The organism is Spirillospora sp. NPDC048911 (assembly GCF_043198015.1).
Lineage (GTDB): Bacteria > Actinomycetota > Actinomycetes > Streptosporangiales > Streptosporangiaceae > Spirillospora.
This window is the reverse complement of record NZ_JBICUD010000004.1, coordinates 642,943-654,754: the sequence shown is the minus strand read 5'-3', so window position 1 is coordinate 654,754 and position 11,812 is coordinate 642,943. Positions and strand designations below refer to the sequence as shown.

Sequence of the window (11,812 nt, the reverse complement as noted above, 5' to 3'; positions counted from 1 at the left end):
GCAGCGAGCCGGGGGCCCCACCCAGTACGTGCCCTCTCTCGTAACCCCGAGGCGGGAGAGGGCACCCAGACCGTCGAGTTGAGCGACCACACACGCTCCTCGACGCCGGCCCTGCCCGCTGCGCACGTGCCCGCGGCGGGCAGGGCCACCCCCGAACCGCTACTGCAGGGCACTGACGCGCTCCTCGCCACGCCGGAGTCGCGGGCCGGGTTCGCGGCGTACCTGAACCGGCTCGAGGCCGACGGCTACGCCGCCTGCCGGCACATGGCGGCCTACATCACCCGGTCCCGCGAACTGCTCACCGCGAACCAGCCCTCCTCGCTCGACCTTCTTCCCCGGGTTGTCGAGGCATCCGAAGGAGGACCTGCATGACGCTCAAGACCCGGCGGCCCACCGGCGCCGTCCCGTGGCCCCTGATCCTCATCGAAGGCTCGGAGAAGAGCGGGAAGGCGCAGCCTCTGCACGCCAGACTCATGACGGAAACCGGCCATATCGCGATGGGCGATGTGGCGGTCGGCGACGAAATCCTCGGCTCAAACGGTGAGCCCACAACGGTCCAGGAAGTCCACGAACGTGGTCTCCAACCGATCTACCGTCTCACCTTCTCTGACGGGGCCACAGCAGAAGCCTGCGGCGAGCATCTGTGGGCGACCTGGACCTCGGGCGAGCGCCACCGCAAGTACATGAGGGGGCCGAAGAAGGGGCAGCCGCGGAACCTGCCCCCTCGTATCCGGACGACCGAGGAAATCCGCGATCTTGTTCTCGCGGGGACGCCGGTCTTCATCCCGATGACCAGCCCAGTCAGCTACGACCGCGCAGGTTCACACCTGCTGCTGGACCCGTACCTCCTGGGGCTTCTTCTGGGCGATGGCTGCCTGGCGAAGGATTCCTATCCTTTGTTCACCCCTGGGGATGAGTCACTCTTCGAGGAACTTGAGCGTCTGCTGCCGGATGGTGACGCGCTCACCCGGCTGCGGGACAGGTGCACGGGAGGCATCAAGGGCGGACACACGACCGCCGCGCTTCGCCAACTCGGGCTGATCAAGACCAAGTCCGCTGACAAGTTCGTCCCAGGTCCCTACCTGTTCTCGTCCGTTGAGCAACGCCTCGCGCTGCTGCAGGGACTCATGGACACCGACGGGGGGATGGAAGGCAAGCTTTCCACGTACTGCACGGTGTCACCTGCCTTGGCCGAGGGTGTCAGACACATCGTCGAATCCCTTGGCGGTACGGCGAAGACAAGGGTCAAGCCTTCTGGCTACCGACTGGGGGACGGGACCCGCAAGAGGTGTCAGGACGCCTACGTCTTGACTGTTCGCCTGCCCCAGACGATGGCGCCGTTTCGGCTGGATCGGAAGCTCCGAGCCTGGCAGGCAGTGCGCCCCGCCTTCAACTGCCCGCCGCGGAGGGCCATCAGGCAGATCGATTTCCTTGGGGAGCAGCCAGCCCGATGCATCACGGTCGCGGCCGAAGACAACCTTTACCTCACCGACCACTTCGTCGTGACCCACAACTCCTGGTCTGCAGCCCAGTTCTCGGCCAGTGACCGTATCGGCCAGATGTACTGGATCGACCTTGGTGAAGGCTCCGCCGACGAATACGGCGCTATCCCCGGCGCCGACTACCTGATCGTCGAGCACGACGGCACCTTCGGCCAGATCTACGAGGCGGTCGCTGCAATCCACGCCCTCGCCGCCGAGGCCCACGCCAAGGGCGCACCGCCCGTCGCGCTCACGTTCGACTCCATGACTGCCGAATGGGAGTTGCTGAAGGACTGGGCGACCGAACGCGCCAAGGATTCCAAAACCAACAAGCGGAAGCTGGCGCAGGACCCGAACGCCGAAATCACAGTCGCGACGAACTACTGGAACGACGCCAACAACCGACACCGCAAGCTGATGCGGCTGATGATGACGTTCCCCGGCATCGTCATCATGATCGCCCGCGGCAAGCCTGTCGCTTCGATCGGAGACGACGGCAAGCCGGTCGAGGGACGCAAGGAGTATCGCGTCGAAGGCCACAAGACCCTCGGCTTCGACGCCTCCTGCTGGGTCCGGTTGTCCCGCGAAGACCCACCGATCGTCGTCGGCGCCCGGTCGGTACACACCGGTATTCGACCCGGTCGGGATGACCCGATCGCGTTGGCCGAGGACTGGACCCTGGAGTGGCTGATCTTCGATGCGCTGCGCTGCGACCCAGCCGCTGCCCACGCCAGGAACCTGGTGGATGGCAAGCCAGAGATGATGCCCGAGCAGATCCGCGCCGAGGCCGTGCACGCCGACACTCCTTTCGGCCGCTGCCTGGAGCTGTACGCCGAGGTCGAGCGGCTCGGCTACGAGTCGGTGACCGTGCCGAACGAACGCGGCCAGGAGGAACTGCTTCTCGACCTGGTGAAGCGCCTCGGTACCGCCCGCATGGCGACCTCGCCTGCCACGCCGCAGCAACACGGCCGGCTGAAGGCGATGTGGAAGTCCGCGGGCGACTTCAACGACCTCGACGCCAAGGTCCGCTATCTCGCGGAAACCGTGAAGCGGCCGATCGAGTCGGTGGCCGACCTCACCGCAGCTGAGATCGAAGAGGTCATCACCCGCCTGCGCCGCTACGTCAACCAGAACACCCCGCCCGCCGCGCCCTCGAAGCAGCCTGAGCCTGCCGGAGCCGCCTCGTGAACCTCGCCGACCACACCCTGCGCGTCGCCGCCCTCGAAGCCCTGGTGGCGTTCTTCACCACCGAGTACAAGGCCGCACGCCGCGAAGCCGAAACCGCGTACCGCGACAACAAGGTCAAGAAGGTGACGATCGAAACACCGGACGGGGTGCAACTCGGCGACATCACGGTCAAGCAGCCCAGCGCGTCGGTCGTCATCGACGAGGACAAGCTGCTGGCGTGGGTGGCGGAACACACCCCGCACGAGGTGGAGGAGTACCTCGACACCGCGGTGCAGCTCGATGAGGAGGCGATCGAGTGGGCCCGCGTGAACCGCGATGATCTGCTGCGCCGCCGGATCCGGTCGGTGTGGCGCGCGGAGTTGGTGAAGCAGCTCACCGCGCACGGCGGTGAGGTCATCGACGAACGCACCGGCGCAGCGACCAAGGTCGCCGACGTGGTTCCGGTCAGGGCGACAGGGGAGTTCTCCCTGCCACCCAAGGGCGGGAGTGAGCGCCGCTCGAAGCTGATGGCTGCGCTGCTCCGCGGAGACCTCAAGGCCATTCCGGTCACCGCCTTGTCGATCGTCGCTCCCGCAGAGGGCGGTGAGGGCGCGTGAACGCCACCGTCACCTCGCTGCGGGAGGTCGACCCGGCTGAGGTAGCGCAGGTCGACATCTCTGATCTCACTCCGAACGAGATCGCCAAGCGGCTCATCGTCCTCGGCCGGCAGCTGTATGCGAAGGTCGCCGAGTTGCGGGACCTGGGTGAGGTCGTGTCGAACGCCCGCAAGGACGCCAAGGTCGCCTACGCCAAGGCGTTCCTTGAGGCGACGGGCCCGATGGATGTCCGCAGACAGGAGGCCGAACTGGCCGCTGCGGATGCCCGGCTTACCTTGGACATCGCCGAGCAGGAGTTGTCGGCGTGCAAGGAAGCGCTGAAGGCGATCCACGCGATGATCGATGTGGGCCGCAGCCTGTCCGCCACCACTCGCGACGAGATGCGGATGGCGGGGGTGGGCGGCGCATGAACCGCAAGCAGCCGCTGCGGCGCCACACCCCGCTGGTCGCCAAAACGCCGTTGAAAGTTCGCCAGGGTGCAGACGGGAGCAGCACCCTTCGCCGCCGGACGCCATTGAAGGCGCGCAGCGTCAAGACCGCCCGCAACTACGTCAAGCGCCGCGACCTGGTCGCCGAACTCTTCACTGAGCCGACCGTGTGCGAGGTGCCGTGGTGCACCGACACCGCCACCGACCCGCACGAACCCCTGACCCGTGCCCGCGGCGGATCGATCCTCGACCGCAGCAACATCCGGTTGATCTGCGGTGCTCACCACTCCGAGATCCACGACCACGAACCGGACTGGGCCTACGAACTCGCCTTCCTGATCCATTCGTGGGACGGCGGTGCCGCCGCATGAACGCTCTCACCCCGGCGCAACGCACCCTCCTTGCCGCCTCTGACGCGCGCCACACACAGACCACATCACCGAGGAGCCAAGCCATGCCTGATCCTCTGACCGTCGAGGTCGAACCGATGTTCCTCAAACCTGGGGACCTGGTCATCTCCGACCCCGACGACCCCGACCGCCCCGTGCACTGGGAGATCACCGCCGTAGGTGTGCGGCACGGCTTGTTCGTCGCTGACTACCGCACCAACGAGGACGTCGAGGGCTGTCACGGGTTCGAGGAGCCGCTGCGGCTAGTGACTGTGGTGGTGCCGGTCGAGTCTGCGGCGGTCGCGTGATGGGCGCCCACAGCGCTCCCAAGCGCCGCCGTGTGTGGCTATCAGAGCTCGGCGACAAGCTGCTGTGGCCGATCTTCAGCGCGGTAGAGGCGGCCGCGTTCTGGCTGCGGGAGAGGTTCCCGGCCGACGCTGACGTGCAGGACGATGACTTCTTCGCCGAGCTGACCGCAGGCAGCACAGCATCCTCTGCTCTCGCTCTGCCGGTGGTGCCCGAGACTGTCGATGACATCGCCCCGGCCGCTGCCGCCGCCGAACTCGCGCCGTCCACGCTGAGCGCGGTTCAGGCGGTCGCGCTCATGCACCACGAGCACACGCGTCTGCCGCAGGACCGCCTCGAATGGCAGTTCTTCGACGACGGCGCCCGCGGCACCGTCCACGTCCTGGACGGCCCCGAGCTGGAACACCGGGCCATCGTCGGGGCGTACGCGCAAGCTCTCGGCAGCCAGGTCGCCGAGAACATCCGCCAGCCCGAAGAAACGGGCTACGCGGTGGTCATGACGGTCGGCGAGTACGCCGGTGTCCGTATCGGTGTGGAAGCGACCATCTGCCCGGACGTGTCGGTGTCGATGCAGATCTTCACCGAGGCCAGTCAGGATCCGTCGCTGGACGAGCCGACCACCCAGACATTCCCCGCGATCATCCTCGCCGAGGCCGACGCCCCCGAGCCCGCGGGGGAGGCGGCAGCGTGACGATCCGCATTCCCGCGCGGGTGAACACCGCCTTGGACGTGCTGGCGCGGTACCGCTCCTTCACCGTCGTCGCGTTGTTCGCCGCGGTCGTCGCCGCAATGGCGTGGGCCGAGCTCTCGGCCGGCGTGTGGCTGGCCTACGGCGGTATCGCCATCACAGCGGGCTGTGCCGCCCGCAGCCCGCAGGTCGCGGCGCTACGGACCGAACGCGACGACCTGATCCGCACCAACGCCGGTCTCACCGAGCGGCTCCGGGACCTCGAACGCGGGGATGCCTCCGCCACCACCGCTCAGATCCACCAGATCCCGGAGGAGGGCACCGCAGCATGAGCGACCCGACGCGGGAGCAGACCGACATCATCCTGGCGCTGCGCAACCCCGGCGACACCAGCGAACTCCCCGCCGTGCTGCCAGCTGCGCCGGGCAGCCACCGCCGGCGCCGCACCGGCCAGCAGCGAACCGCTGCACTGTGTGTTGCTGGGGTGTGTGTCCTGGCCGGGGTCGCCTGCTTCACCAGCTACAGCATCGGCACTGCTTTGAAGGGCAACGGGCCGCAGACCTCGCCACGAGCCTCGTCGCCGACGCCTTCCATGCGGTCGACGACCGAAGCGGCACCGCCGCAGCGGTCCCGGACACCACGCGCGGACCGTCGCCGGCACCGTTCCACGCGCCCTGCCCCGATGCCGTCGACCTCGGCGCCGAAGCCGCGCCGCACCTCACCATCACCATCGCCGCGCAAGCCATCACGGACACCGAAGCCCTCTCCGTCGCCCACCCCGAGCGGCGGTTCGACGGCTTCCCCGACCCCTTCGCCCTCTCTGTCTCCGTCTCCGACGAGGACACCTCCGCGGGGAGACCACCATGGCCAGTGACGCCGAGCTGCGCAGCCTGCTGATGCGCGCCCGCGGGAGCGCCGCGCTGGCGCTGTCCATCATCGACAACGCCGGTTCCACACCGGCCGAGCCGCTCATCGCTCAGGTCCGTGCGTCGCTGATCACCTCGTTCGCTGGCGACCTGCCCCTCCAGGTCCAGGTATGCGAGAACGGCCAGCACACCGACTGGCTCGCCGAGGCCGCCGCTGACACACCGCCTCTGCCATGCCCGTGGTGCCGGATCCTCACGCTCGAGGCTGAGCTGGAGGTGGCGGGGGAGCGTCCGGTGTGGGACCTGTCCGGTGCCCCCAATCTGGCCCCTCCTGCCGCGGCTAGCGAGGCGTCATGAACGGCCGCGACGAGTCGTCTCGCCTGCCGAGTGTTGACGTCCCCTCGGCAGGCGAGGCTCCCATCTCTGGGCAGGTGGGTGAGCGAACCCCCGAGCGCTACCCGCCTGCCCGGGCCAGGTTCTGGCGGCTGGAGATGCCCGCGGGCCAGACCCTTCTGAACGCCAACCGGCAACTCCACTGGAGCCAGAAGGCCCGCATCGTCCGGCAGCTCCGATCCGACGCCTACTTCATCGCCAAGTACGTCAAGGTGCCGCCGTTGAAGCGGGCCCGGATCGACGCCTACTACTGCCCGCCTCCGGCTCGTCGCACTCGCGACGCGGCTAATTGGCAGCCCACCTTCAAAGCGCAAGTCGACGGGATCGTGGACGCTGGCGTGCTGCCCGATGACGATCACACCCATCTCGAGGGCCCGTTCCCGCACATCGGCGACCCGCACCCGGACGGCCGCGTCGTCCTCATTATCACTGAACTCGAACCCACTCCTGGAGTCTCATCGTGAGCGTCCACACCCTGATGGAGAAGGACGGCATGGTGCAGGTCGGCGCCGCCGTCACCCAGTACGAAGCACTCGCCGCTGGCCAGCAGATCCTGCGGTTCTGCTACAGCGCAGCTGGCCGCCTCGAGCCGATCGTCCTGGACCGCCCGGACGTCGAGAGTCCATGCCGCGTCACCTGCCCCGACGGGATGGTCGAGGTGATCGACGGCAAGACCGCTTTCGTCTCGACCTCAGGGAAAGTCACCGTCCTCAATGACCCGCCCGCCCTCGCCGCCGCGCTGGTCGCGGTCCACGACTACGCCAAGGACGGTCTGAACCCGGCTGAAGTAGAGCGGCTCACGGCGTTCCTCGACGAAGCCATGGACGCTTCGCCGGAAGATCTGGCCCGCCGTCTGCTCACCGAGTTCGACGTCAAGGCCAAGCAGGGCGACGACGGCTGGGAGCACGTCACCGGTCAGGCTGCCTCCGCCTTCTCCTCGGAGGCTGTGGAGGCTGCGGTCGACGCAGCTGCCGGGAGGGCGTCATGACCCTCAAGGCCCTGTCCGTAAAACAGCCCTGGGCGCTGGCCATCTGCCACGGCAAGGACGTCGAGAACCGCACCTGGGAAACCAAGTACCGCGGGTTCATCGCCATCCACGCGTCGAAGGCCTTCGACGACGTCAGCCTCGCGGTCCTGGACTGGATCGAGGCCACTGCCCGCCTGGCCCCCGGCCAGCTCCACAAGGAAGACCACCGCGGCGCTGTCGTCGCAGTCGCTGAGATCGTCGGCTGCCACCTGGCTTGCGCGGACGACCAGATCATCCCTGGAGCCCCTCCCATCCTGTGCTCACCGTGGGCCCTCGAAGGGCAGTGGCACTGGGAGTTGGACAACGTCTGCCCACTACCCGAGCCGGTGCCCTGCCGGGGCGCCCTGGGCCTATGGAGGCTGCCTGATGAGGTCGTCGCGGCGATCCCGGCTCAACTCGCTCGAAAGGCCGGTGCGCCGTGAACCCGTGGGACGAGATCGACACTGCCGCCGACAAGCTCGACAAGATGGCCGCCGCCGCGGACGACGACCTGAACACCAACCCGTACTGGGGTAGCCGCTGCCCGACGAGGTTCGCCGACGGCATCAACAACGCCTGCGGCGGCGCTGCCGGCGAGCTCGCCGCGATGTTCAACCCCGACCTCGCGCGCCTGTTCGCGCGCCGGCTCCGCGCGGTCGGGGAGGCGTGGCCGCGGCACGTGGCGGTGACCACGACCGCCTCGGCTGCCGCTGGCCGAGCGGAGGTCCTGGCGATGGCCCGCAACATCAACGGCACCACGAAGGCGACGACATCATGAGCGACGCAACCAAGATCGAATGGTCGGATGCCACCTGGAACGTGGTGACTGGCTGCACCAAGGTCAGCCCAGGGTGTGATCACTGCTACGCCGAGACGTTCGCCGAACGCTGGCGCGGCACACCTGGCCACCACTTCGAGAACGGCTTCGACCTCACACTCCGAGGCGAGCGACTCGACCATCCGCTCCGGTGGACCAAGCCCCGCCGGATCTTCGTGAACTCCATGTCGGATCTGTTCCACGACGGCGTGCCGAACCGCTTCATCGCGGACGTGTTCGCCGTCATGGCAGCCACTCCGCAGCACACGTACCAAGTGCTCACCAAGCGACACGGGCGCATGAGGTCCTTGCTGAACGACGGAACCTTCCGCGCGGCCGTCGAGATCTACCTCGCCCACCTTCTCCGGGTGGACGAGGCGGACATGCCGTGGCCGCTACCGAACGTCTGGCTGGGCGTCTCGGTCGAGAACCAGAAGTGGGCCGACCTCCGCATCCCCGCTCTCCTCGACACGCCATCTGCCGTCCGTTGGGTCTCGGCGGAGCCGCTACTGGGGCCCCTCGATCTTCTGCCGTACCTCGGAGGTAGCGATGGTTGCGCCCAAGTTCAGGGAAGAGGACGTCTACCCGGCGGTGCTGCTGGGGGATCTGGAGATCGACTCCCAGGGGAGAGTTTGGCGTGTCGCTGCCAGACGAGGGGATCGCTGGACGGGGGAGGTGCGGGTCATACCCTGCGCGCGCAGGAGAGCGGAGAACGTCACGGGGAAATACCTCCAGGTCCGGGTCATGTTCGACGGTATTCGCTACCACGCCCTAGCGCATCGCCTGGTCTGGAAGCACTTCGTTGGGCCGATTCCGGAAGGGCTAACGATCAATCACAAGAATGGTCGTCAGCAGGACAACCGGCCCTCGAACCTGGAATTGGCGACACCGAAGGAGCAGGCACGGCATGCCCGCGATGTGCTCCGGAGAGGACGCCTGGATCAGTACGGCGAGCGGAACGCCATGGCGAAGCTGTCGACGGAGCAGGTCAGAGAGATCTGTTCACGGCGAGCATCGGGCGAAGCTCTTCAGTCGATAGCGGACCACTTCGGCGTGCGGATGCAACACATCTCGAGGATCGCGAGGGGCGACAGACGCTCTCTTGGATAGTTGCCGGTGGTGAGTCCGGCCCTGGTGCCCGCCCCATGCACCCCGACTGGGTCCGCGCCCTGCGCGACCAGTGCACCGCCGCTGACGTGCCGTTCTTCTTCAAGCAGCATGGGGCGTGGGCGCCCGTCGGCCCGCTGTACGGCGACTCCGACGAGACCGATGACGCCCACATGGAAGCCGTCCACCTCCAAGTCCACGGCCGTAAGAAGGTCGTCCAACTCGAACGATCCGGCGACATCGCCGACGGCTACCAGCCGACCGACCCGCGCACCTGGTTGATGGCCCGCGTCGGCAAGAAGGCCGCTGGCCGCGAGCTCGACGGCCGCATCTGGGACGAGTTCCCGCACCACGTGGGGGTGGGGACGTGACCCGCAGACTTCACCGTGGCCGCCTGTCGCTGTATCTGGAGCCCCGTGACATCTGGGTGGGCGTGTACGTCGCTGAAACCGCCGTGTACGTGTGCCCGCTGCCGCTGCTGGTCCTGAAGTGGGACCGCAGCCCCAAGCCCGCGGAGGTGGCCTGACCATGCCCGCCAACCTTGACGCCCTGTGGGAGTTGGAACGCATGGCCCGCGTCCCCGCCCAGGAACGCAAGTTCAGCCTCGCCGACGAAACCCGCGCCCACCACGTCCTCGACGGCATCACCGTCAACGGCAACGACCCCCACCTAGACCAAACACTGCTACAGGCCGCCACCCAGCACATCCGCCGCCGCGTCACCAACCCCGACGACCAAGCCCGCATCCTCGAAGCCCTCGGCCTCGACGACGTACCCGACCGCCCGGTCACCCTGGCACCAGAACCAGACCGCAGCAAGATCCGGCGCGGGCCGCGGCCATCTGAGTCGCGACCCGACTTCACCTGGCAGGACTTCGCCGACTGCCACGGAGAAGATCTCGTTCTGTTCTTCGGCCCCGACGGTGAACGCGCCCCCGAACGTGAGCTCCGCGAACGCAAAGCAAAGCAGATCTGCGCGGGCTGCCCCGTCCGCACGGAATGCGCGGACTACGCGGTGTCCAGACCAGAGAAGTACGGCACGTGGGGCGAACTGAACGAAGAAGAACGCGCCTCTGAACGCCGCCGCCGGCAGCGGAGAGGGCAGGCAGCATGACCGCCGCACACCCTCTCGACGACCTCCTCGAGGAGATGCTGCCCACGGCGCTGGAGCTTTCGGTGGTGGTCCGTGACCGCGACACCGAAGCAGTCGCCGCCGTTCTCGCGCCACTCCTCCAGGAAGGCGACCAGAGCCGCCTCGCAGCCCTCATCATCGACCTCGCCGTCCTGGTACCCGACGACACCCCGATCCGCGACCTGACCGCCTGGACCTTCGGACCCCACGTCCCCGACGACGTGTACGCCCAGATCGTCGAACTCAACCCACGGCCCGGCATGAAGTGGTGCCTGGCGTGTGAGGACTGGCACCGGCTGGAGGAGTTCCACAAGGACTCCAGCCAACGCGACGGACGCAAACCACGCTGCCGGAAATCGATCGCTCAGGCACGACTCGAGCGGCTAGCGGCGGAGGGAGCAGCGTGAACTCAGGCGTCGTTTTCGGCCGAGCGCTCCGGCGTGGCAGGCCGCTTGGGAAGCGTTGCTCCGCGTCGGCGGACGTACCAGGCCATGAAGTCGCGCAGTACGGCGGCCCGGTTCCGTTCGCCGGCAACCTGGCCGAACTCTTCCCACAGGTCATTTTCAACCCTGATGGGCCGATGTGGCGTGTGGGTCTCCTTCACAAGGTTCATCGTAGCCCGTGCATATCCACGAGGAGGACGCCGAGGGTTGCCGTGTATATCCACGCTCGCTATGGTCGTGGATATACACGGGGAGTGCAAGTTGCCTCGTGGGACGACCTTTGGTGCCGATCAACACCACTCAGACTGGTGCGCGTGGATTCAGGGGGCGCAATGGCCGTGTCGAGGACTCTGCCCGACCATGAAACATGCGGCACGCACGAGGGCTACAGCCTCACCTGCTCCCAGTACGAGGGCCTGCTGGCGGAGAGCGACCGCAGCTGTCAGATCTGTCGCCTCCCTGCGGCAGAGACACCAGCACGCAAGCTGTTCATCGACCACGACTCGCTGCATGGCAGGTGGGCGGTTCGTGGGTTGCTGTGCAACTCCTGCAACACGCGCCTTGAGTACCAGAACCTCTTCCGCGACGAAGTCGAGGGATACCTGGCGAACGCCTGGTTCCTGAGGGCGCTGGCGGACGCGGACATGCCGTTCTCCAGGCCGGTAGAGCCGCCGATCGGTTCCATCGTTCGGGACGGCCTTGATGTCGAATGGCGGCGCGTCGACGCCTGGTGGCGTCCGTGTGGTGGTTCCTACCACGGCAACCTCCGGCCGAAGCTCTGGCATCGCCTGTGGGAGCGGGGCGGCGTCTACCGCCTGCAGGTCCTTCAGTGGGGCGAGCCGGAAGTTTCGGTTCGTCTTGACGACCCCGATGGCGCCGCCCGGCTGCTTCGAGCGCGCATGGCACCGGATCTTCGCAAGGAGTTGGCCCGGTTGCTTCTCACCGAATGACGCACCGTTTCCCTGCACGCGGC

General features: G+C 67.4%; 21 protein-coding genes and 1 pseudogene. 20 read left to right on the top strand and 2 right to left on the bottom strand.

The window, feature by feature from the left end:
* The first annotated feature begins 78 nt into the window (after nucleotides 1–78).
* From ACGFNU_RS21670 to ACGFNU_RS21635, 8 genes are all read left to right on the top strand, one after another.
* Nucleotides 79–372 carry a hypothetical protein gene (locus tag ACGFNU_RS21670; protein ID WP_392596115.1) on the top strand — a complete coding sequence of 98 codons (294 nt, stop codon included), beginning with the start codon at nucleotides 79–81 and terminating at the stop codon, nucleotides 370–372.
* Complete coding sequence (locus ACGFNU_RS21665; RefSeq protein WP_392596113.1) at nucleotides 369–2,669, top strand: LAGLIDADG family homing endonuclease; 2,301 nt, start codon at nucleotides 369–371, stop codon at nucleotides 2,667–2,669. The genes ACGFNU_RS21670 and ACGFNU_RS21665 overlap by 4 nt, the downstream gene beginning before the upstream one ends.
* Complete coding sequence (locus ACGFNU_RS21660) at nucleotides 2,666–3,265, top strand: hypothetical protein (RefSeq protein WP_392596112.1); 600 nt, start codon at nucleotides 2,666–2,668, stop codon at nucleotides 3,263–3,265. The genes ACGFNU_RS21665 and ACGFNU_RS21660 overlap by 4 nt, the downstream gene beginning before the upstream one ends.
* Nucleotides 3,262–3,675, top strand: a complete 414-nt coding sequence (locus ACGFNU_RS21655) for a hypothetical protein (protein WP_392596110.1) — start codon at nucleotides 3,262–3,264, stop codon at nucleotides 3,673–3,675. Before ACGFNU_RS21660 ends, ACGFNU_RS21655 begins: the two co-directional genes overlap by 4 nt.
* The gene (locus ACGFNU_RS21650) at nucleotides 3,672–4,064 is read left to right on the top strand and encodes a hypothetical protein (RefSeq protein ID WP_392596108.1); all 393 of its coding nucleotides are present in this window, start codon (nucleotides 3,672–3,674) and stop codon (nucleotides 4,062–4,064) included. The genes ACGFNU_RS21655 and ACGFNU_RS21650 overlap by 4 nt, the downstream gene beginning before the upstream one ends.
* Before the next feature lie 83 nt (nucleotides 4,065–4,147).
* Nucleotides 4,148–4,390: a hypothetical protein gene (locus ACGFNU_RS21645; protein WP_392596107.1), complete on the top strand. Its 243-nt coding sequence runs from the start codon at nucleotides 4,148–4,150 to the stop codon at nucleotides 4,388–4,390.
* A complete protein-coding gene (locus ACGFNU_RS21640) occupies nucleotides 4,390–5,079 on the top strand; it encodes a hypothetical protein (RefSeq protein ID WP_392596105.1) in 690 nt (229 codons plus the stop codon). The genes ACGFNU_RS21645 and ACGFNU_RS21640 overlap by 1 nt, the downstream gene beginning before the upstream one ends.
* On the top strand, nucleotides 5,076–5,408 hold the full coding sequence (locus ACGFNU_RS21635) for a hypothetical protein (RefSeq protein ID WP_392596104.1): 333 nt from the start codon (nucleotides 5,076–5,078) through the stop codon (nucleotides 5,406–5,408). Before ACGFNU_RS21640 ends, ACGFNU_RS21635 begins: the two co-directional genes overlap by 4 nt.
* Nucleotides 5,409–5,595: 187 nt before the next feature.
* Here the strand turns inward: ACGFNU_RS21635 and ACGFNU_RS21630 are convergent, their stop codons facing one another.
* Nucleotides 5,596–5,853, bottom strand: a complete 258-nt coding sequence (locus ACGFNU_RS21630) for a hypothetical protein (RefSeq protein ID WP_392596102.1) — start codon at nucleotides 5,851–5,853, stop codon at nucleotides 5,596–5,598.
* Between the two features lie 86 nt (nucleotides 5,854–5,939).
* On the opposite strand from ACGFNU_RS21630, the gene ACGFNU_RS21625 reads away from it, so the two are divergent.
* The 11 genes and pseudogenes from ACGFNU_RS21625 to ACGFNU_RS21575 all read left to right on the top strand — a co-directional run bounded on the left by ACGFNU_RS21625 (nucleotide 5,940) and on the right by ACGFNU_RS21575 (nucleotide 10,803).
* Complete coding sequence (locus ACGFNU_RS21625; protein WP_392596100.1) at nucleotides 5,940–6,299, top strand: hypothetical protein; 360 nt, start codon at nucleotides 5,940–5,942, stop codon at nucleotides 6,297–6,299.
* Between the two features lie 74 nt (nucleotides 6,300–6,373).
* Nucleotides 6,374–6,799: a hypothetical protein gene (locus ACGFNU_RS21620; protein WP_392596099.1), complete on the top strand. Its 426-nt coding sequence runs from the start codon at nucleotides 6,374–6,376 to the stop codon at nucleotides 6,797–6,799.
* Nucleotides 6,800–6,813: 14 nt separating this feature from the next.
* Nucleotides 6,814–7,323, top strand: a complete 510-nt coding sequence (locus ACGFNU_RS21615; RefSeq protein WP_392596097.1) for a hypothetical protein — start codon at nucleotides 6,814–6,816, stop codon at nucleotides 7,321–7,323.
* Nucleotides 7,320–7,784 carry a hypothetical protein gene (locus ACGFNU_RS21610; RefSeq protein WP_392596096.1) on the top strand — a complete coding sequence of 155 codons (465 nt, stop codon included), beginning with the start codon at nucleotides 7,320–7,322 and terminating at the stop codon, nucleotides 7,782–7,784. The genes ACGFNU_RS21615 and ACGFNU_RS21610 overlap by 4 nt, the downstream gene beginning before the upstream one ends.
* The gene (locus ACGFNU_RS21605; RefSeq protein ID WP_392596094.1) at nucleotides 7,781–8,119 is read left to right on the top strand and encodes a hypothetical protein; all 339 of its coding nucleotides are present in this window, start codon (nucleotides 7,781–7,783) and stop codon (nucleotides 8,117–8,119) included. The genes ACGFNU_RS21610 and ACGFNU_RS21605 overlap by 4 nt, the downstream gene beginning before the upstream one ends.
* Nucleotides 8,116–8,673, top strand: a pseudogene (locus ACGFNU_RS21600) (DUF5131 family protein); the annotation flags it as partial. The gene ACGFNU_RS21605 and the pseudogene ACGFNU_RS21600, both read left to right, overlap by 4 nt.
* A 34-nt stretch (nucleotides 8,674–8,707) precedes the next feature.
* Nucleotides 8,708–9,268, top strand: coding sequence for an HNH endonuclease signature motif containing protein (locus ACGFNU_RS21595; protein WP_392596506.1), 561 nt, complete (start codon nucleotides 8,708–8,710; stop codon nucleotides 9,266–9,268).
* A gap of 35 nt (nucleotides 9,269–9,303) precedes the next feature.
* A complete protein-coding gene (locus ACGFNU_RS21590; protein WP_392596504.1) occupies nucleotides 9,304–9,636 on the top strand; it encodes a DUF5131 family protein in 333 nt (110 codons plus the stop codon).
* A complete protein-coding gene (locus ACGFNU_RS21585) occupies nucleotides 9,633–9,791 on the top strand; it encodes a hypothetical protein (protein ID WP_392596092.1) in 159 nt (52 codons plus the stop codon). Before ACGFNU_RS21590 ends, ACGFNU_RS21585 begins: the two co-directional genes overlap by 4 nt.
* A 2-nt stretch (nucleotides 9,792–9,793) precedes the next feature.
* Entirely contained in the window at nucleotides 9,794–10,378 is a 585-nt protein-coding gene (locus ACGFNU_RS21580; protein WP_392596090.1) for a WhiB family transcriptional regulator, read from the top strand.
* Entirely contained in the window at nucleotides 10,375–10,803 is a 429-nt protein-coding gene (locus ACGFNU_RS21575; RefSeq protein WP_392596088.1) for a hypothetical protein, read from the top strand. The genes ACGFNU_RS21580 and ACGFNU_RS21575 overlap by 4 nt, the downstream gene beginning before the upstream one ends.
* Before the next feature lie 2 nt (nucleotides 10,804–10,805).
* Here the strand turns inward: ACGFNU_RS21575 and ACGFNU_RS21570 are convergent, their stop codons facing one another.
* On the bottom strand, nucleotides 10,806–11,000 hold the full coding sequence (locus ACGFNU_RS21570; RefSeq protein ID WP_392596086.1) for a hypothetical protein: 195 nt from the start codon (nucleotides 10,998–11,000) through the stop codon (nucleotides 10,806–10,808).
* Nucleotides 11,001–11,171: 171 nt separating this feature from the next.
* Here ACGFNU_RS21570 and ACGFNU_RS21565 point away from each other — a divergent pair, with 171 nt between their 5' ends.
* Nucleotides 11,172–11,789 carry an endonuclease domain-containing protein gene (locus ACGFNU_RS21565; protein WP_392596084.1) on the top strand — a complete coding sequence of 206 codons (618 nt, stop codon included), beginning with the start codon at nucleotides 11,172–11,174 and terminating at the stop codon, nucleotides 11,787–11,789.
* Nucleotides 11,790–11,812 lie beyond the last annotated feature (23 nt).

Excerpts from the sequence above, each read along its gene's own strand:
- ACGFNU_RS21650 (WP_392596108.1), top strand. The coding sequence starts at position 3,672 with ATGAACCGCAAGCAGCCGCTGCGGCGCCACACCCCGCTGGTCGCCAAA.
- ACGFNU_RS21625 (WP_392596100.1), top strand. The coding sequence starts at position 5,940 with ATGGCCAGTGACGCCGAGCTGCGCAGCCTGCTGATGCGCGCCCGCGGG.
- ACGFNU_RS21610 (WP_392596096.1), top strand. The coding sequence starts at position 7,320 with ATGACCCTCAAGGCCCTGTCCGTAAAACAGCCCTGGGCGCTGGCCATC.
- ACGFNU_RS21645 (WP_392596107.1), top strand. The coding sequence starts at position 4,148 with ATGCCTGATCCTCTGACCGTCGAGGTCGAACCGATGTTCCTCAAACCT.
- ACGFNU_RS21590 (WP_392596504.1), top strand. The coding sequence starts at position 9,304 with ATGCACCCCGACTGGGTCCGCGCCCTGCGCGACCAGTGCACCGCCGCT.
- ACGFNU_RS21565 (WP_392596084.1), top strand. The coding sequence starts at position 11,172 with ATGGCCGTGTCGAGGACTCTGCCCGACCATGAAACATGCGGCACGCAC.
- ACGFNU_RS21595 (WP_392596506.1), top strand. The coding sequence starts at position 8,708 with ATGGTTGCGCCCAAGTTCAGGGAAGAGGACGTCTACCCGGCGGTGCTG.
- ACGFNU_RS21580 (WP_392596090.1), top strand. The coding sequence starts at position 9,794 with ATGCCCGCCAACCTTGACGCCCTGTGGGAGTTGGAACGCATGGCCCGC.
- ACGFNU_RS21615 (WP_392596097.1), top strand. The coding sequence starts at position 6,814 with ATGGAGAAGGACGGCATGGTGCAGGTCGGCGCCGCCGTCACCCAGTAC.
- ACGFNU_RS21640 (WP_392596105.1), top strand. The coding sequence starts at position 4,390 with ATGGGCGCCCACAGCGCTCCCAAGCGCCGCCGTGTGTGGCTATCAGAG.
- ACGFNU_RS21575 (WP_392596088.1), top strand. The coding sequence starts at position 10,375 with ATGACCGCCGCACACCCTCTCGACGACCTCCTCGAGGAGATGCTGCCC.
- ACGFNU_RS21665 (WP_392596113.1), top strand. The coding sequence starts at position 369 with ATGACGCTCAAGACCCGGCGGCCCACCGGCGCCGTCCCGTGGCCCCTG.